Source organism: Seramator thermalis, from assembly GCF_004138125.1.
Taxonomy (GTDB): Bacteria; Bacteroidota; Bacteroidia; order Bacteroidales; family Dysgonomonadaceae; genus Seramator; species Seramator thermalis.
On sequence record NZ_RXHS01000004.1, the window covers coordinates 36710 to 54009 of the forward strand.

Here is a 17300-nt window from a genome sequence, read left to right on the forward strand (position 1 = left end):
AACATCTAAAAAAAATTACATGATGAATTTCGAAAAAATAAAAGGATTGATCGTTGCTCCGTTTACGCCATTTGACAAAAGAGGCGAAGTAGATTTAAGCCCGATCGGGGATTATGCAATGATGTTGCAAAAAAACGGAATAATAGGGGTTTTTATCAACGGTTCGTCAGGCGAAGGTTACATGATGACCGTTGAAGAGCGTATGAAACTGGCAGAAAAATGGATATCGGTTGTAGATAAAGAATTCAAAGTTATCGTCCATGTCGGATCAACATGCATAAAAGACAGTTATAAGATGGCACAACATGCTGCTGAAATCGGAGCATTCGGTATTGGGGCAATGGCTTCACCTTTCCCAAAGGCAGGACGCGTTGAAGAACTTGTAAAATATTGCGAAGAAATTGCTTGTGGTGCACCCTCACTGCCCTTCTATTTTTATCATATTCCGGCCCTAAGCGGTGTATGCCTGCCCATGCTACCCTTCTTGAAAGCAGCCGAAGACAGGATTCCCAATCTGGCAGGAATTAAGTACACTTACGAAAGCTTATATGAATATAACCAATGTATGCTATATAAAAATGGCAAATTCGACATGTTGCACGGACAAGATGAAACCATTCTTTCTGCGTTAGTCATGGGTGGAGCACAAGGGGGAATTAGCGGAACAGGCAACTACATCGGTAAAGTACTTGTAGGCGTGATTGACGAATTCAATAAAGGCAATATCGAAAAAGCGAGGGAATTACAAAATTTCGCCCAAAAAGTCATTAATGTGATTGTAAATTATCGAGGAAACATCGTGGGAGGAAAACGCATTATGAAATTAATCGGTATTGACTTAGGCATTAACCGCACGCCATTTCAAAACATGAATGGCGAAGAAGAATTAATAATGAAACGCAATCTTGAAGAAATTAATTTTTTTGAAAAGTGTAATAAATTATAATCCTTATATTTATGATTAAGAAAAGCGAAAGTCCACCTCATTAAACTTTCGCTTTTTTCGAAATCTAATAATCTGTTTTTCAGTCAAACATCTTCTTAAATTTATTGAAAACGCTTTTTTTAGCGGATTTGCTGGGCTCAAAATTTGGCGATTTTTCCATCTCCGAAAGAAGCTTTTTTTCCTTGTCCGTCAAGTTTTCGGGAACATAGACGTTGACGTGTACCAACTCATCACCGGTTCCAAAACCATTGACAGAGGGCAATCCTTTATTGCGCAGTCGCAGCACCTTGCCAGGTTGCGTTCCGGGATCGATTTTCACTTTGGCTACTCCGTCAATCGTCGGTACTTCCACCGTTCCACCCAAAGCCGCAGTCGGAAAGCTCAAAAAGAGATTGTAAATCACATCATTCTCATCGCGAATCAAATTCGGATCTTCCTCTTCTTCGATCACTACCAACAAGTCGCCATTGATTCCGCCACGCCGAGCAGCGTTTCCCCTGCCCTGCATCGACAATTGCATACCTTCGGCCACACCTGCAGGAATTTTTATGGTAATAATTTCTTCGTCACTCACGATGCCTTCTCCATTGCAATGCGGACATTTTTTAGTGATGGTTTTGCCCTCTCCGTTGCATGTCGGACAAGTAGTAGTAGTCTGCATCTGACCCAAGATAGTGTTCGTGACACGGGTAACTACTCCCGATCCATGACAGGTAGAACAAGTACTCGTCGAATTCCCATTTTCCGAACCGTTTCCATTGCAATGCGAACAGGCGACATATTTTTTTACCTTGATTTTTTTCTCGACACCGGTGAGCACTTCTTTCAGATTAACTTTTACTTTCACGCGCAAATCCGAACCACGATTGGTTCGACGACCGGCACGTTGACTTCCGAAACCGCCAAATCCGCCAAACCCACCGAAATGGCCTCCAAAAATATCACCAAATTGCGAGAAAATATCATCCATTGACATTCCTCCACCAAATCCGCCTCCGGCTGCGCCGCCCACACCGGCATGTCCAAACTGATCGTAACGCGCTCGTTTGTTGGCATCGCCCAATACTTCATAGGCCTCAGCAGCTTCTTTAAATTTTTCTTCGGCATCCTTATCACCCGGATTTTTGTCCGGGTGATATTCGATAGCTTTTTTGCGATATGCTTTTTTTATCTCTTCTGCCGTGGCATTTCTCGAAATACCCAACACTTCGTAGTAATCTCTCTTTTGTGCCATGCCCCGTTACTCTCCAACAATTACTTTAGGGAATCGAATCACTTTATCGTTCAATGAATATCCCTTTTGAATACAATCGACAACCTTCCCTTTTTGCGATTCATCGGCAACAGGTACTGTCGTCACTGCTTCAAATTTGTCGGGATCAAATGGCAGGCCTACGGACTCAATCTCTCGAACGCCATGCTGTTCAAGAAACGAAACAAATTTTTGATATATCAAATCAATGCCTTCCAAAATGGAATCTTTTTCTTCTGCCTCATGCAGTGCTTTCAAGGCACGTTCAAAATCGTCAATCAAGGGAATGATGTCCGACAAAACACGCTCGCCTCCACTTCGAATGATATCCGCTTTCTCTTTCATCGTGCGCTTGCGATAATTGTCGAAGTCGGCATGCAATCGCAAATAACTATCGTTTAAATCATCATATTGCTGCTGCATTTGACTGATTTGATTTTCCTGGTCGTAATCAGCAGGTTTCGCATCTGTCAAATTGTCCGTTTCTTCAGTCGCAATCACGCCTTCCTTGTCAATGGTTTCATTTTTTTCAGGAGCATTTGTCGTTCGTTTTCCATTTTCGTTATATTTTTCGTCCCTTTGTTTCATACCTGTTTTACAATATTATTTTATGAAATATGTACATAAAAAACTACTATTAGTTGTCAAACCTCATGGTGTACACATCTATCATCATGCAAATAGCTTGCCAAAATCTATGCCCTCATCCTTTTGATAGGTCATAGAAAAAGCTCGCACCATTCGTCAAATTTTTCTACTTGTTCTCTGCCGTGTTTCAAAAGACTTTGCCGAATCTTTTGAAGAGATTTTTCTTTACCCAGACTCGATTTGGAGTAAAATTTGTCGGCAAAACAAATGATTTTCTCTTCCAGGCTTACGGGTTGCATATCTCGATGGGGGATTGGCAATTTTCGATCTATGATGGTTTGCAAACTTAAGCCGGTGCCGGTGTGTCGTTCGCAAACAAGGCCATGACGGGGATAGCCTTCGTTGGTAAGGATCTCGCGCCCCAAATAGCCGTGACAAATATAAGGATACTGTCCCTGACAAGCAATGTGCGGAGCGTGAGTCATGAATATGCCAATATCATGAAGCATCGCTGCTTCTTCGAGGAAACGTACATCTACGGCTAATTCGGGATGGTTATGAGCAATGGAAAGAGCTTTTCGAGTTACATCGGTAACATGCGATATATAGATATCGTATAATTTTGTCCCTTTCTTATAATATTTGTCTATAATCGACTGATAATTCATCGTTGATTGATTATACGCAGATAGTTGCTCTATTTCGTTGTGATCTGATCTGTGCTTTCCGAAAAAATACTATAGCGGAATGACATATTTTTTCAGCGACTCGTCTAATAATGACGATGGGACAACCGATTTTACCTCATCGGAAATGATTCCCAACAAGCGTCTTCGTAAAAATTCTTTTCGAGTCACAAGACTTATTTCTCGGACGGGGGTAGAGTTTCTAAAAGAGCGAACGTTTTTCTTTTGCAGTTCGCTCAAACTGTCGAGTGCCATTTCCGGAATAACCGTTAGCCCATCTGTAGCATCCACAATATTGATAAGTGTATCTATGCTTCCTGCCTCATACGAAAAAATAGAGTTCTGATTTTTCTTTTTTTTGAGATTACACAAATGAAGTATTTGTGTTCTAAAACAGTGAACTTCATCAAGCAGCCAAAGTTTTGTCGAATTCAAATCGCTTTCGTCCAACACATTTTTCGCATACAAAGCCGTTTCCTTGGGTGATACATAAGCAAAGAATTTTTCGTAATAAAGCGGATATTCCGCAATGTGTTCGTCTTTGAGTGGAGTGGCCAGAATACCGCCGTCGAGTGTGCCATTCATCAACCCCTTTATGATGTTATCAGTGGTAAGTTCGTTGATGGCGATTCTAATCTCGGTATGGTTATGCTGATGGACTTGCATCAGTTTGGGCAGCAGATAAGGCGATATAGTGGGAATGATTCCCAACCGGAAAGTTCCTTTCACAATGCCTTTTTCTTCCTGTATGATTTCCTTAATCTGATAAACCTGTGCCACGGCAACTCTGGCCTGGTCAATAATTCGAGAGCCAATTTCGGTAGGTTGTACGGGGAGTTGCGTTCGGTCGAATATTTTTACACCCAATTCGTCCTCCAGCTTCTGTATCATCATACTCAACGTGGGTTGGGTGACAAATGAAGCTTCGGCAGCTTTAGAAAAATGGCGATAATCGTCCACTGCGATAATATATTCAAGTTGTTGTAGATTCATATAATATTCCAAAAGAAATTACGTAAAAATCAACAATCCGGAATCGTGAGATTACGGGTCATTGTTTATAATTCGAAAAGTATTTCATAAACTGTACACGTTCATACAATGTGGGATCGGGAACGTTCGAAAAACTTAGTTTTCTCCTGAAATCGTCTATGGTTGTATAGTTGTGCTGTTCCATCCATTCTTCGAGGCAGGTGATTATGTTGCCAACCGAATCGAGGCCTTGCTCATAAAGCATACTGCAGAGTTGAATTGCACTTGCTCCGGCAAGGATTCCTTTCACAACATCTTCCCACGAATGTACACCATATGAACAGGCTATATCTACATCCGGAACTTTGCCCGAAACGATGGCCGTCCACCTTAATGTATCGCTAAAATCTGACGGATGACTAAAAACAGGACCTGAGACGATTTCCATATTTTCGATATCGATATCGAGCTGATATAGGCGATTAAACAACACTATTCCGTTGACTCCAAGAGATTTAAGCTTCGAAACCAACCCCGGCAAATTGGTCATGTTTTTTGCCAATTTGACAACAATGGGAATACGAATCGTTTTTTTTAGATCGCGAACGATACTGACATAAGTGTTTTCGAGATAATTACTGTCAAAGTCGCCGGCATTCAACATTACCACATTTAATTCGAGGGCGTCGGCTCCGACATTTTCGATGCTTTTAGCGAAATCCGTCCATCGGTCTTGTTTGTAACAGTTGATACTGGCTACGATCGGAATCTTGCATTCCTCCTTCGCCGAACGAATTAAGTCGAGATATTTTTCAACATGATTCATTTTGACGTAGGTATTGATATAATCGACTGCCTCAGGATAATCTGAAATGGATGCCAGTTTTTCGGAATGACTCTCAATTTGTTCTTCGAAGAGCGATTTCAGCACAATAGCTCCGACCCCGGCCTGTTCCATTTCCTTTATTTTAGATAAACTGTTCGTTAATCCGCTACTTCCGGCTATAAGCGGATTTCGCAGACTAAGGCCTGCAAAGCTGGTTTCTAAATTGGCCATTTTAATAAATGTTTTGTGGTTTAAACGATGAAACAAATATACAATTTTTATCGATAAGGATAATCAATAGATAGGTTATATCGAAATTTTTTATCTTTTCCCAAAAATCATCGTACCCACTCGAATCATGGTACTACCCTCTTCCACAGCAATGGAATAATCGTCAGACATTCCCATAGAAATTTCGCTGAATGCCGGCTCATCGGCAAAATATTTTTGTTTCCATTCATCGAAAAGCGATTTCAAAAGGCGAAATTCGCTTCGAATCTGTTCGGCATCGTCCGTTAAGGTAGCCATACCCATCACGCCCGAGAGTTGAACATGCGGATAATTTCTCCATCTGCCTCCGGCAAGGAAATCGGTACTCTCTTGTGGTGCAAATCCCGATTTTGTGATTTCGCGCGCAATATGTATTTGCAAAAGGCAGGGTATGATACGATTATTTTCAACGGCACGCTTGTCGATTTCCGACATCAACGATTCGCTATCGAGGCTGTGAATTAGGCGTATGAAGGGTGCTATATATTTCACCTTGTTCCGCTGCAAAGTGCCGATGAAGTGCCATTCGATATCGTCGGGCAAAACTGCCTGCTTGGCGACAAGTTCCTGTACTCGACTTTCGCCAAAAATTCGCTGCCCGTCATCGTAAGCTTCGCGAATTTGTTCGACGGGGTGAAATTTTGAAACTGCCACGATTTTTACATTTTCGGGCACCGATCGTCGCAGCAATTCGATATTCTCTCTAACGCTCATTCTTCTTTCTCCTTATGAGGCTCAACCGAATAGGGGAAAACGTCCATAATTGCGGTTTCGGCAACAGACGCAAACTCATAATCGATCATGGTTTTCTTCATTTCGGTTTCCACAATATCAACCGCCTCTTTCAATGTGGAGGCTTGCACCAACATATTTACGGCAGTTTTCTTTTCGCTTCCGCTTTTCTCGTCCAACATAAGGAAATATAATTTTGTTTTGAAATAGCGATCGCCTTCCTCATTGAAAAAGGTTTCGGCATATTTCACCCGTTTGATGTCGGCTATGGTAAATTCTCCCGAAATATACGGTTTTATTTCTTCGATGATTCTTCCTTCGGCTTCAGTAAACGATAAGGCATCTACCAAATAAGGTTCGGTAACCGTTTTTTGCATCCCTGTTTCCAGCATTTTGTCGTATCGCACTTTACACTCAAACCAATTATACATAATGAATGAATTTTTTTATTTTCTAATTTTTAAACAAAAATCAAACAAAGGTACAAAATAACTCGATTTTAGTAGATTGAAAAAATTGCATTGTTTCAAAAAAATGTATTTTTGCGAATGGTTTTAGGTGAAATCATCTATTATTTAAGCAGCAACAAAAAAAATCATGATAGGAACAATCGTAAATACGGCTGCAGTTGCCGCCGGCGGAATCATCGGAATACTCTTGAAAAAGAAAATGCCCGAAAGAGTTACTTCAATTTATTTTCAGGCAATCGGCCTTTTCACAATGGCAATCGGTATGTCGATGGCTGTCAAAATGGAACATATTCTTATCGTGGTTGCAAGTCTTGCTATAGGCTCGTTGCTGGGCGAATGGATGAATATCGAAAACTGGGTTAATACACTGGGAGAAAATGTAAAACAGCGATTTCGTATCGGAAGCGAACAATTTTCCGAAGGACTGACAACGGCTTTTTTGCTTTTTTGCGTCGGATCAATGACAATTTTGGGAACCATTCAGGAAGGCACGGGAGGATCGCCCGATTTGCTCTATACCAAATCGCTCATGGATTTTTTTTCGTCCATGCTGTTGGCTTCGGCTTTTGGAGTTTCGGTTGCATTGTCTGCCGTTCCTCTTTTCATTTTTCAGGCCTCGCTTACGTTGATAGCCATGTTTGCGGGATCATTCTTCACTCCTGTAATCATTCTCGAGCTTACAAGTGTCGGAGGAATTCTGTTGGTTGGATTAGGCCTGAATATTCTGCACATTAGCAATCTTCGAGTTATGAATATGCTCCCTGCACTGGTTGTGGTGGTCATCTTGCTCGCCATTTTCGCATGACAGATAAATGCTTCTTCACCTTTGCCGACGTTCATCGACAAACAGCTAATCAGATTATACACCAATGAAGCAAAAAGACGATAAATTAGGATTATGGCTGTTGGTATTTGTGGGTATCGGATCGATGATCGGTTCGGGGATTTTTAATTCGCCCAAAGACTTAATTCATGTAGCCAATCCTCAATCAACCCTCATCGCTTGAATCATTGGCGGATTAGGCGCTTTGATGCTCGCTTTTGTTTTCATCTTTCTGGCAAACCGAAAGCCCAATCTCACAAGCGGAATTTACGAATATGCCAAAGATGGATTCGGCGATTATATGGGATTCAATTCAGCTTGGGGTTATTGGTCGTTAGGCTGGTTGGGAAATGTGAGCTACCTGGTGTTGTTTTTCAAAACGATGAACGATTTATTGGGCGATAAGGCACTCTCGCCAACAATATGCTTTTGGGCAGGTTCGGCAATTCTGTGGATTTATTACTTCATCGTAAGGGCAGGAATAAAAGAAAGCGCTATCACAAATTTTATCGTTACCGTTGCCAAACTCATTCCAATCATACTTGCTATCGTTGCCGGAATCGGATTGATGAATCCCGAAATATTTCATGTTGCCGACTGGCAACATACATTAGCTTCGACCGGTCAAAAATCCAATGTCGTAGCTCAAATCGGAGATGCTATGGCTATTATTTTGTGGTGCTTTGTGGGAGTGGAATCGGCGTCAGTCCTTTCGGGAAGAGCTGCCGATCAAAAAACCGTTCAGCGGGCAACGCTCATTTCCGTATTATCAGTGCTCGCCATTTATGTTATACTCACGGTCATATCCATGCTGCCATTCCGGCAAAAGAGCTCTATGCCTCTCCTACGCCAATGGCATTGCTTCTCGAAAAAACTTCAATCGGGCAAACCGGGGCCGTGATCGTTAAGCTGGGTATTATGCTTTCGGTATTGGGCGCCGGTTTATCCTGGACACTGCTTTCGGTGGAGACGATGTATGCCGCCGCGCGTGACGGCGTGATGCCAAAAATACTGGCAAAGGAAAATCGAAAGAAAACGCCGATTGTCGCTTTGCTGCTTACTCAACTTTTCACTCAACTTTTTCTGTTGGCCATTCTTTCTCCCAATATGAACAACACCTATCTTGCAGCTATCACTGTCGGCACCAGTCTCGTTTTGATTCCTTATTTTTTATCATCACTTTATGCGGTAAAGATCGCGTGGCAGGATTGCATAACGGGACAAAATTTTCGCTTCTTCGTCATCTCGGTGCTGGGAACGATCTATTCGGTTTACGTAATTTTTTCGGTCGGATTAAGGTATCTTGTCTTCACGGTTCTTTTCTACGTCGTCGGGATTATTCTGTTTATCAAAGCTAAAAAAGAAAAAAACGAATCCATCAAACAATGGGAGAAAATTGTAATGGCAATTTTGTGCATCATAGCGGTCATGCTCATTTATTTGCTTTTATCGAAAAAAATCAATTTATGAATACCAACAAATTCAACGATATCAAAATGGAAAAAGATCTTTCAAAAATTCTCAAATTACATTTCCTGTTTTTGATGATTTTTCTCTCCGTTACGATGGAAGGACAAAATTTTGCGAAAAGGCCTAAAATAGAAATTCTGACCTCAGAATTTATTTTCGACCAAGCTCCTTTTTCCGAATGTCATGCTTCGACGCTATTGGAGACAGGAAAAAACAAAATTCTGTCGGCCTGGTTCGGAGGCACACGCGAAGGGAATAATGATGTTTGTATTTATCTGGCGGAGAAAGATAAAAAAGGAAAATGGAGCACTCCCGTCAAGGTTGCCGACGGCATTGTCAACGACTCGTTGCAATACCCCTGCTGGAATCCGGTTCTTTACAAAAAGTCCAATGGAAATATTGTTTTGTTTTATAAAATTGGGCCAAATCCTCGCCAATGGTGGGGAATGTATAAAATTTCGTTCGATAACGGCAAAAAAGCCGGTCGAATCCGGTTAAATTACCGGACGGAATGCTCGGTCCGATCAAAAATAAAATGAATTTCGGCAAGATAGCGCCACCATCCAAATCATTTTGCGAACATAAACCCGTTTATTTCGTTATATCGTACGAAAAAAAATGAACATTTCTCAAAATTCAGTATATGAAAAATGCATTGCTTATTGTTGATGTTCAAAACGATTTTTGTCCCGGTGGATCGCTGGCCGTCAGCGATGGCGACAAAATCGTTCCGATAATTAATCAAATCGAAGATAAATTCGATTTCGTCATTTCGTCGCAAGACTGGCATCCGGCCGCAACAGTTCATTTTGAAAAATGGCCTCCACACTGCATTGCCGGGACCTTCGGTGCCGACTTTCATCCCAATCTGATTACCGATAAAATCGATTTAAAATTATTAAAAGGTACCGGAAACAAAGATGACGGATATTCGGCTTTTGAAGCAACCAATGTTTCGCTGATCGATTATCTGCACGAAAATCAAATACAGGATCTGTATGTTTGCGGTCTGGCAACGGATTATTGTGTGAAAGCAACCGTTTTGGATGCGATCGAAAACGGATTTCATACCTATGTCATCACCGACGCCGTAGCGGCTGTAAATATCGAGAAGGGCGACGATAGAAAGGCATTGAATGAAATGTACCTCAAAGGATGCACCCTGATAGAATCTGATGAAATCTGACTCAGCCCTTGAAAATAAAGTATACGGCAACAATCAGGAAAAAGAATCCGACCAGATGATTCGGTTTAATATGCGAATGAAATGCTACAACCGAAAATAGGGTGAAAACCACGAGTGTGATCACCTCTTGAAGTACCTTGAGCTGCACAAGCGAGAAGGGACCGCCATTCCCGATAAATCCGATTCTGTTGGCAGGAACCTGAAAGCAATATTCAAAAAATGCAATGCTCCAACTGAACACAATGATGCCAAATAACGAAAATTTGTTGAACCACGCATATTGCGTCAGTTTCAGATGTCCATACCACGCAAAAGTCATAAACAGGTTTGAACAAACGAGTAATCCGATAGTAACCAATGCTTTCATAGAACAAAAATATTGTAAGTTTTTTTGAAACAAAATTACGGATAAAATACCGGTGAAGCGTAAAACAGGCCATATCCGTCTGCTTTGCGCTCCACCGTTATCTATTTCAATTCTTTTGATTTTTTCTAATCGCGTCCAAACGAAATATCTCGATTTGGAATAGCCCCGATTCCGGGCAAATCGGTTGCAATGATTTTCCCGTTTTGTAATGTAGCCCCGTTGTAGCAATCGTTAGAAATGAGCAGCGCTCCGTCCAGATCGGCAAAATCGAGTCCCGACGAAAGTTGTGCAGCCGCCGAAATAGCACACGATGTTTCGGTCATGCACCCAATCATCACCTTCATGCCCAAAGCTTTCGCCAGATTTCGCATTTTCCATGCTTCATGCATGCCGGTACATTTCATCAGCTTGATGTTGATACCGGAAAAAACACCTTTCGTCCGTTCCACATCGGCTAATCGCTGCACCGATTCGTCGGCAAAAATCGGAAGAGGACTATGCCGGGTCAACCAGGCTATATTATCGAAATCGGTCTTGGACATAGGCTGTTCGACCATCACCACGCCATGTTCCTTGAGCCAAAAAATCATATCAAGCGCCTGTTCGCGATCTTTCCACCCCTGATTGGCATCCACCGACAAAGGCAAATCCGTTACCGATCGAATGGCCTCGATCATTCGCTTATCGTCGGGCCCTCCCACCTTCACTTTCAGAATGTGAAAACGGCCAATCGCTTCGCGCGTTTTTTCGCGAACGACTTCGTCTGTGTCAATACCTATCGTAAAGGTTGTATCGGGAACATCCGCTTTATTGAGGCCATACATTTTGTACCACGAAGCGCCGATAATTTTTCCGACCAAATCGTGTAAAGCAATATCCACCGAAGCTTTGGCTGCCGTATTTTTCTCGGCAATTCCATCCACGTATTCAAGAATTTCCTCGATATGTGTCGGATCGTTAAACGCAGAAAAGTCTATTTTTTTCAGAAAATCGATCACCGACGCCTGTGTTTCGCCCAAATATTGAGGGAGGGATGCTTCGCCATAGCCTTCCAACCCTTCATATTCGATTTTGGTAAGTACAACCGGAGTAGTCGTACGCGAATAGCCCGAAATGGTGAAGGTATGATTGAGTTGCAGGTTGTAGGGAGTCCAAGATAATTTCATTTTGTTTGATGAATGACGTTTGTTGCCCGGAAATGCAAACGAAGTCTTCGGAACAGCGAGCGTTGCTACCACAAGAGCCGAATTTCTGAGAAATTGACGTCTGTTTTGCATCTATCTTGTTTTATCGATAAAATTCGTTGTGTAAAATTTCTTCAACACCTTCGGTGTTAATCTCGCCCAAAATACGTTTCGTGCGAAGATAACGATTGGTGTTGTATGCGTCGTATAGTGGATCATTCGGATCGAAACTACTGATATGAACATAGTCGGAAGCATGAATAAACCGGTTGTTGCCGATATATATTCCCACATGAACCACACTTTCCGTCGGATTTTGTTCGTCACCGCGTCTGCCAAAAAAGACCAAATCGCCCGGTTCGGTTTTCGAAAAATCTCCGGCTGTATCCACAAGTTTTCCGTATCGTGCTTGCTGCGAGGCATCGCGAGCAAGAATGATTCCATGCATGAAATAAACCGATTTGACGAAGCCACTGCAATCAACGCTTTTGGCTGAGGTTCCTCCCCAAAGATATGGCACTCCGACAAATTTTCGGACAGTGGCAACAATGCTTTCACCCGTCAACCGAATATTTTCGAGCCAATCCGGCACGGGAAGGACATCCGTTGCTGCGACCCATGCCTTCCTTCCGTCAGGATAAGAAACATGATAGAAATTCGATCGCTTTTCGGTGAAAACGAGCATATCGCCGGCTACTAAATCCGAGACCGGTTGAGAATCGACATCGGGATTCTCATGCGATTGCGTTGCCATCGCAGTAACAATCAACTTTGGCAAGGAAAAGTATTTACGGTGAACAGTATCGTCCATCGGTTGTATCGATCCGTTTATCCATCCGATGTATAAATCGGGTGTCTGAATCAATTTCCAATCGCCTTTTGCATCAAAAATCCTTACGGGTGTCCCGAGCAAAGTCTGACTCACTATCTCGGCTGCATGCGATGGTTGAGCCCGCATTGTCCCAACCGAATTATAAACAACTCCCCAAACTTCATTTCCCAATTTTTCCCGATCGGGAAGCAACCGAACGGCGAATTTCAGTTGTGGAAAACGTTCCGAAATACCTGATCTCAGTTCATTGTAAGCAAGATCATTCGATATTACTCCCTCTAAAAAGATTTGGCCTTCACGTTCGGACAAGTTGATACGATAAATCTGCGTTCGAGAGTCAACGATATACTGTTTCTCTATCGAGTCAATCAACGCCTGTATGTCTTTATTTTGAGCCACTGAAAGAGATAAAAATAGTTGGATAAACAACAACAAAACAAAATATTTCCGCATGATAATCATAGTGCCGTCAAGAAATATTCCGAAAGTTACAATATTTTTCGATACAAACGTGTATTCGGGACGATTGCAGCCTCAATTTATGCAGGAAGTCTTCATTGGCTCCATGTGAAATCGTGTGGGTAGATAAAAATCGAGGTTCACTCATGAATTACGGATAGCCGGCTTATTACTACAATTCCGTTCTTCCTTTTCCATTCCCATATCAATAAATCCGTACCTGCCATCTGATTTCAAATCGCTCAAGGAATGCTCTTTGAGTGTTGATAATTACCCTTTAGGGAAGGAGGTGTTGTGATGGCTGCAACTTTTAAAGAGCTAGCGGACAACTTTGTTGTTTACTACTGCAAAGCTTCAGGTCGTTCTGATTCGGCCATTATCCGTATAAATGCTTTTTACAGATGGAGACTCAATCGATTCCCGAACGAAGAGTTAACACCCTTGCCATTCACTAACACATCTTTCCGACTCGGCGTGTACCGGAACTTGCATCTTACCGGTAGTAATGTAGCCCGGCACACCAAAAAGCGAGCCCTTCATTTGGAGAGCTCGCTTAAATATGAAATAATCGTCTGCTTATGCACTATTATTGATTATCCGCTTTAGGTGGACGCGGAAGCAGTACTTTGTGAGACAATTTGAATTTTCCCGTACGAGAATCAATATCCATTAATTTCACACTGATTGTATCGCCTTCCTTGATGCCGGTATCTTCAACTTTTTCGAAGCGTCTCCAATCGATTTCAGAAATATGTAGCAATCCGTCCTTTCCGGGAAGAAATTCGCAGAACAATCCGTAAGGCATAACCGAACGTACTGTAGCTTGATATACTTCACCCACCTCGGGTACTGCAACAATCCCTTTAATCTTGCGCATAGCGGCATCAATAGACTCCTTGTTAGAAGCCGAAACTTCTACACGCCCTTTGCCATCTACTTCTTCGATAGCGATCACTGCTCCGGTCTCTTCCTGAATTCCTTGAATGATTTTTCCTCCGGGACCAATCACAGCTCCTATGAAATCTTTTGGGATAATAATCACTTCAATTCGCGGAGCATGAGGCTTGAGATCTGTGCGAGGCTCTGATATACACTCCATCATTTTGCTCATGATATGTTCGCGTCCGGCTTTTGCCTGAGCCAATGCTTTTTCAAGAATCTCATACGAGAGTCCGTCAACCTTGATATCCATTTGTGTAGCAGTAATACCGTCTTTGGTCCCGCACACCTTGAAATCCATATCGCCCAAGTGGTCTTCGTCGCCGAGAATATCCGAAAGAATTGCATAATTTTGTCCCTTGTTTTCGGAGATAAGTCCCATAGCAATACCGGCAACAGGTTTTTTTATTGCTACGCCTGCATCCATTAATGCAAGTGTTCCGGCACAAACGGTAGCCATCGACGATGACCCGTTGGATTCGAGAATATCCGAAACCACGCGAACAACGTAGGGATAATCTTTCGGAATCATCCGTTTGAGTGCCCGATGAGCCAAATTTCCGTGTCCAATTTCACGACGTCCTGTCGCACGCCAGGGGCGAGCTTCTCCTGTAGAAAAAGGCGGAAAATTATAATGAAGCAGAAAACGATCTGTCCCCTGCATCAACACTTCGTCGATAATTTTCTCGTCAAGTTTTGTGCCTAGCGTTACGGTTGTGAGCGATTGTGTTTCGCCACGGGTGAAAATTGCTGAACCATGAGGACCGGGCAAATAGTCAACCTCACACCAGATCGGACGTATCTCGGTAGTTGTCCGTCCATCCAGCCGTTTTCCCTCATCAAGTATACAGCGGCGCATAGCCTCTTTCTCGACTTCGTGGTAATAACGGGCTACCAAAGGAGCTTTTTCTTCACGTTGTTCCTCAGGAATAGTTTCCAAAAATTCCTGCTGAATCGCCTCGAAAGCCTCAGTACGTTGGTGTTTGTTGGGATTTTGCGATTTAGCAATGTCGTACGCTTTCCGATAACAGGCATCCCATACAGCTTTGCGAAGCTCATCGTCATTCACTTCGTGTGAATAGGTCCTTTTTACAGTTTTACCCACCATTTCCGTGAGTTCTATTTGCGCCTGACACTGTTTTTTGATTTCTTCGTGAGCAAATTTGATAGCATCCAACATTTCCGCCTCCGATACTTCGTTCATTTCTCCTTCCACCATCATAATGTTGTCGATGGTTGCACCAACCATGATGTCGATATCGGCATTTTCAAGTTGCTTGAATGTAGGGTTAATTACAAATTTCCCGTCGATGCGCGCTACACGAACTTCAGAAATGGGTCCGTTAAAGGGAATGTCCGAAACAGCAATGGCTGCAGAGGCGGCCAGTCCAGCCAATGCGTCGGGCATATCCTGCCCATCGGCCGAATAAAGAATAACATTTACAAATACGTCGGCATGGTAATCATCCGGGAATAAAGGTCTCAGAGCACGATCGACCAAGCGACTGACAAGAATTTCCGAATCGGAAGGTCTTCCTTCTCGTTTCAAAAAACCGCCGGGATAGCGCCCAAAAGATGCGAATTTTTCTCTGTATTCAACTTGCAGAGGCATAAAGTCAGTTCCGGGGGTGGCATCTTTGGCAGCACAAACAGTTGCCAATAATACCGTATTGCCCATTCGCAAGGTTACGGCGCCATCGGCTTGTTTGGCCAGTTTCCCCGTTTCGAGAGTAATCGTACGTCCGTCTGACAGTTCGATTCTCTTAACAATTGGATTCGTCATAAAAATTTTTGATTGTTTTTTCTACATCTAATAAAAATCGTACAAAGTTAGCATAAAGTTTTTATTCCTGTGTAAGACAACGAAATAAAATATCAAAATTGTTGTTCAAAACAACCATGTTGCGTAACCATTCTATTTTTGAGAAGTTTGTTTTTCGTGGTCAAGAAAAAATCGTTAAGTTTGTACTGTCAATCAAAAACTATAAATCATTTTCAATTTATTTATGAAGAGAAATGCATTATATGCTTTTATTCTGATTTGTCTTGCGATCATTTTTGTCTCCGGTTGCCAATCGGGAGGGAAAACTTTCAGAATAAAAGGAGAATTGTCTTCGGCAAAAGCCGGTGACACCATTTATCTCGAACATCGGGGATTGGCCGGTATCGAACGGCTTGATTCTGCCAAAATCAACAAGAATGGATCATTTAAGTTTACCGTTAAGGCGCCCGAAAATCCCGAATTTTATCAATTACGATTGGGTCATCAATTAGCTCCTTTCGCGGTCGATTCGGTTGAAACATTAGTGATAAAAGCAAATGCATCCGATTTGTATGGTACACTCAGCATTGAGAATTCACCCGTGAATGATCAATTGAAACAAATAGACCAACAATATAATGCTACGGCCGCTAAAATAAGGGAATTGATGAAACAGCATCAAACCAAAATAATCGATGATGTTACTTACGTCAATCTGCTCGATTCGGCTCTGAATGAATATAAAACGTTTGCCACAAAAGTGATTTTGGGTAATCCGGCAAGCGCAGCAGCTTATTATGCTCTTTTTCAGAAAGTGGATGATTATCTGATCTTTGATCCCTATGACAAGAAGGACTATGCTATGTTTGGGGCAGTGGCTACTTCGTGGAAACAGTATTATCCCGAATCGGCGCGCACCGAGCATCTTTATAACTTTACGATGAATGCACTCCGAGCACGCCGACAAGAGGAAGAACGTCGAAAAATACTGGAAAATGTCCCGATAAAAACCGAATCGGCTCTTCCTGACATCGTTTTACCTGATGTAAATGGGAACAAGATTGCTCTTTCATCATTAAAGAACAAAGTAGTAGTGATAGATTTCACTGTATATAATTCGGATTTCTCTCCAAAACACAACATCGATTTAAATACGATTTATTCGAAGTACAAGAATCGTGGATTGGAGATATATCAAATTTCTTTTGATTCAGACGAACACTTTTGGAAAAATGCATCGCTCAGCATACCATGGATCGCCGTGCATGATTCTCAATCGGTATATTCTCAATTGCTTTCGATGTATAATGTACGAAATCTGCCTACTTCATTCATTCTCAATCGCGAAGGAAGCATCGTTGCTCGGGTGGAAGATATTACCAAACTCGAAAGCGAATTAAACAAAGTGCTGTAAAATATATCGATAAAATTTTTTGTTAGGCAAAAAAAATCGTATCTTTGCCCAACATACAATATGAAAGCAAAGGAGTTCCGGTCTTTTACGAGGATAGGCCGGAATTCTTTTTCTTTCATTTT

The 17300-nt window shown here is 42.2% G+C and carries 19 protein-coding genes; 8 read left to right on the top strand and 11 right to left on the bottom strand.

Translation table 11 applies throughout. The features are described 5' to 3' along the window. The first annotated feature begins 22 nt into the window (after nucleotides 1-22). The gene (locus tag EJN84_RS04150; RefSeq protein ID WP_129594439.1) at nucleotides 23-946 is read left to right on the top strand and encodes a dihydrodipicolinate synthase family protein; all 924 of its coding nucleotides are present in this window, start codon (nucleotides 23-25) and stop codon (nucleotides 944-946) included. 79 nt (nucleotides 947-1025) lie between these two features. Here the strand turns inward: EJN84_RS04150 and dnaJ are convergent, their stop codons facing one another. The 7 genes from dnaJ to EJN84_RS04185 all read right to left on the bottom strand — a co-directional run bounded on the left by dnaJ (nucleotide 1026) and on the right by EJN84_RS04185 (nucleotide 6703). Then, a complete protein-coding gene (gene dnaJ / locus EJN84_RS04155; RefSeq protein ID WP_129594246.1) occupies nucleotides 1026-2180 on the bottom strand; it encodes a molecular chaperone DnaJ in 1155 nt (384 codons plus the stop codon). Between the two features lie 6 nt (nucleotides 2181-2186). Further along, nucleotides 2187-2786, bottom strand: coding sequence for a nucleotide exchange factor GrpE (grpE, locus tag EJN84_RS04160; RefSeq protein ID WP_129594247.1), 600 nt, complete (start codon nucleotides 2784-2786; stop codon nucleotides 2187-2189). Between the two features lie 131 nt (nucleotides 2787-2917). Next, nucleotides 2918-3454, bottom strand: a complete 537-nt coding sequence (locus tag EJN84_RS04165) for an HDIG domain-containing metalloprotein (protein WP_129594248.1) — start codon at nucleotides 3452-3454, stop codon at nucleotides 2918-2920. Nucleotides 3455-3523: 69 nt separating this feature from the next. Beyond that, on the bottom strand, nucleotides 3524-4465 hold the full coding sequence (locus EJN84_RS04170) for a hydrogen peroxide-inducible genes activator (RefSeq protein ID WP_129594249.1): 942 nt from the start codon (nucleotides 4463-4465) through the stop codon (nucleotides 3524-3526). Between the two features lie 58 nt (nucleotides 4466-4523). Then, nucleotides 4524-5501 (bottom strand): dihydroorotate dehydrogenase-like protein, encoded by a 978-nt coding sequence (locus EJN84_RS04175; protein WP_129594250.1) that lies wholly within the window; start codon nucleotides 5499-5501, stop codon nucleotides 4524-4526. Nucleotides 5502-5591: 90 nt separating this feature from the next. Then, complete coding sequence (locus EJN84_RS04180) at nucleotides 5592-6254, bottom strand: YggS family pyridoxal phosphate-dependent enzyme (RefSeq protein WP_129594251.1); 663 nt, start codon at nucleotides 6252-6254, stop codon at nucleotides 5592-5594. Next, nucleotides 6251-6703: a DUF4494 domain-containing protein gene (locus EJN84_RS04185; RefSeq protein ID WP_129594252.1), complete on the bottom strand. Its 453-nt coding sequence runs from the start codon at nucleotides 6701-6703 to the stop codon at nucleotides 6251-6253. Before EJN84_RS04185 ends, EJN84_RS04180 begins: the two co-directional genes overlap by 4 nt. 166 nt (nucleotides 6704-6869) lie before the next feature. Between EJN84_RS04185 and EJN84_RS04190 the strand changes: the two genes are divergently transcribed. The 6 genes from EJN84_RS04190 (at nucleotide 6870) to EJN84_RS04205 (ending at nucleotide 10221) form a co-directional block, all read left to right on the top strand. Beyond that, nucleotides 6870-7547, top strand: coding sequence for a DUF554 domain-containing protein (locus EJN84_RS04190; RefSeq protein WP_129594253.1), 678 nt, complete (start codon nucleotides 6870-6872; stop codon nucleotides 7545-7547). Between the two features lie 64 nt (nucleotides 7548-7611). Continuing rightward, entirely contained in the window at nucleotides 7612-7749 is a 138-nt protein-coding gene (locus tag EJN84_RS12345) for a hypothetical protein (protein WP_238943921.1), read from the top strand. Nucleotides 7750-7773: 24 nt separating this feature from the next. Continuing rightward, nucleotides 7774-8466 (top strand): amino acid permease, encoded by a 693-nt coding sequence (locus EJN84_RS12430; protein WP_262707341.1) that lies wholly within the window; start codon nucleotides 7774-7776, stop codon nucleotides 8464-8466. Next, the gene (locus EJN84_RS12435; RefSeq protein WP_262707342.1) at nucleotides 8418-9035 is read left to right on the top strand and encodes an amino acid permease; all 618 of its coding nucleotides are present in this window, start codon (nucleotides 8418-8420) and stop codon (nucleotides 9033-9035) included. Before EJN84_RS12430 ends, EJN84_RS12435 begins: the two co-directional genes overlap by 49 nt. Beyond that, entirely contained in the window at nucleotides 9032-9574 is a 543-nt protein-coding gene (locus EJN84_RS04200; protein ID WP_165004068.1) for an exo-alpha-sialidase, read from the top strand. The genes EJN84_RS12435 and EJN84_RS04200 overlap by 4 nt, the downstream gene beginning before the upstream one ends. Before the next feature lie 104 nt (nucleotides 9575-9678). Continuing rightward, nucleotides 9679-10221: a nicotinamidase gene (locus EJN84_RS04205; protein ID WP_129594255.1), complete on the top strand. Its 543-nt coding sequence runs from the start codon at nucleotides 9679-9681 to the stop codon at nucleotides 10219-10221. A 1-nt stretch (nucleotide 10222) separates the two neighbouring features. Here the strand turns inward: EJN84_RS04205 and EJN84_RS04210 are convergent, their stop codons facing one another. From EJN84_RS04210 to pnp, 4 genes are all read right to left on the bottom strand, one after another. Continuing rightward, nucleotides 10223-10588 carry a DMT family protein gene (locus tag EJN84_RS04210; protein WP_129594256.1) on the bottom strand — a complete coding sequence of 122 codons (366 nt, stop codon included), beginning with the start codon at nucleotides 10586-10588 and terminating at the stop codon, nucleotides 10223-10225. A gap of 125 nt (nucleotides 10589-10713) precedes the next feature. Continuing rightward, nucleotides 10714-11865 carry a dipeptide epimerase gene (locus EJN84_RS04215; RefSeq protein ID WP_129594257.1) on the bottom strand — a complete coding sequence of 384 codons (1152 nt, stop codon included), beginning with the start codon at nucleotides 11863-11865 and terminating at the stop codon, nucleotides 10714-10716. A gap of 10 nt (nucleotides 11866-11875) precedes the next feature. Then, complete coding sequence (locus tag EJN84_RS04220) at nucleotides 11876-13003, bottom strand: NlpC/P60 family protein (protein WP_165004071.1); 1128 nt, start codon at nucleotides 13001-13003, stop codon at nucleotides 11876-11878. Nucleotides 13004-13649: 646 nt separating this feature from the next. Further along, nucleotides 13650-15785, bottom strand: coding sequence for a polyribonucleotide nucleotidyltransferase (gene pnp / locus EJN84_RS04225; RefSeq protein ID WP_129594259.1), 2136 nt, complete (start codon nucleotides 15783-15785; stop codon nucleotides 13650-13652). Nucleotides 15786-16008: 223 nt separating this feature from the next. Here pnp and EJN84_RS04230 point away from each other — a divergent pair, with 223 nt between their 5' ends. After that, nucleotides 16009-17178, top strand: a complete 1170-nt coding sequence (locus EJN84_RS04230) for a DUF4369 domain-containing protein (RefSeq protein ID WP_129594260.1) — start codon at nucleotides 16009-16011, stop codon at nucleotides 17176-17178. Nucleotides 17179-17300: the final 122 nt, after the last annotated feature.

Bases quoted from the DNA above. Each gene is read 5' to 3' on its own strand.
- EJN84_RS04200 (WP_165004068.1), top strand. From the start codon at position 9,032: ATGAATACCAACAAATTCAACGATATCAAAATGGAAAAAGATCTTTCA.
- EJN84_RS12435 (WP_262707342.1), top strand. From the start codon at position 8,418: ATGGCATTGCTTCTCGAAAAAACTTCAATCGGGCAAACCGGGGCCGTG.
- EJN84_RS04210 (WP_129594256.1), bottom strand. From the start codon at position 10,588: ATGAAAGCATTGGTTACTATCGGATTACTCGTTTGTTCAAACCTGTTT.
- EJN84_RS04230 (WP_129594260.1), top strand. From the start codon at position 16,009: ATGAAGAGAAATGCATTATATGCTTTTATTCTGATTTGTCTTGCGATC.
- EJN84_RS04215 (WP_129594257.1), bottom strand. From the start codon at position 11,865: ATGCAAAACAGACGTCAATTTCTCAGAAATTCGGCTCTTGTGGTAGCA.
- grpE (WP_129594247.1), bottom strand. From the start codon at position 2,786: ATGAAACAAAGGGACGAAAAATATAACGAAAATGGAAAACGAACGACA.
- EJN84_RS04180 (WP_129594251.1), bottom strand. From the start codon at position 6,254: ATGAGCGTTAGAGAGAATATCGAATTGCTGCGACGATCGGTGCCCGAA.
- EJN84_RS04190 (WP_129594253.1), top strand. From the start codon at position 6,870: ATGATAGGAACAATCGTAAATACGGCTGCAGTTGCCGCCGGCGGAATC.
- EJN84_RS04170 (WP_129594249.1), bottom strand. From the start codon at position 4,465: ATGAATCTACAACAACTTGAATATATTATCGCAGTGGACGATTATCGC.
- EJN84_RS12345 (WP_238943921.1), top strand. From the start codon at position 7,612: ATGAAGCAAAAAGACGATAAATTAGGATTATGGCTGTTGGTATTTGTG.
- EJN84_RS12430 (WP_262707341.1), top strand. From the start codon at position 7,774: ATGCTCGCTTTTGTTTTCATCTTTCTGGCAAACCGAAAGCCCAATCTC.
- EJN84_RS04205 (WP_129594255.1), top strand. From the start codon at position 9,679: ATGAAAAATGCATTGCTTATTGTTGATGTTCAAAACGATTTTTGTCCC.
- EJN84_RS04150 (WP_129594439.1), top strand. From the start codon at position 23: ATGAATTTCGAAAAAATAAAAGGATTGATCGTTGCTCCGTTTACGCCA.
- EJN84_RS04185 (WP_129594252.1), bottom strand. From the start codon at position 6,703: ATGTATAATTGGTTTGAGTGTAAAGTGCGATACGACAAAATGCTGGAA.
- dnaJ (WP_129594246.1), bottom strand. From the start codon at position 2,180: ATGGCACAAAAGAGAGATTACTACGAAGTGTTGGGTATTTCGAGAAAT.
- pnp (WP_129594259.1), bottom strand. From the start codon at position 15,785: ATGACGAATCCAATTGTTAAGAGAATCGAACTGTCAGACGGACGTACG.
- EJN84_RS04165 (WP_129594248.1), bottom strand. From the start codon at position 3,454: ATGAATTATCAGTCGATTATAGACAAATATTATAAGAAAGGGACAAAA.
- EJN84_RS04175 (WP_129594250.1), bottom strand. From the start codon at position 5,501: ATGGCCAATTTAGAAACCAGCTTTGCAGGCCTTAGTCTGCGAAATCCG.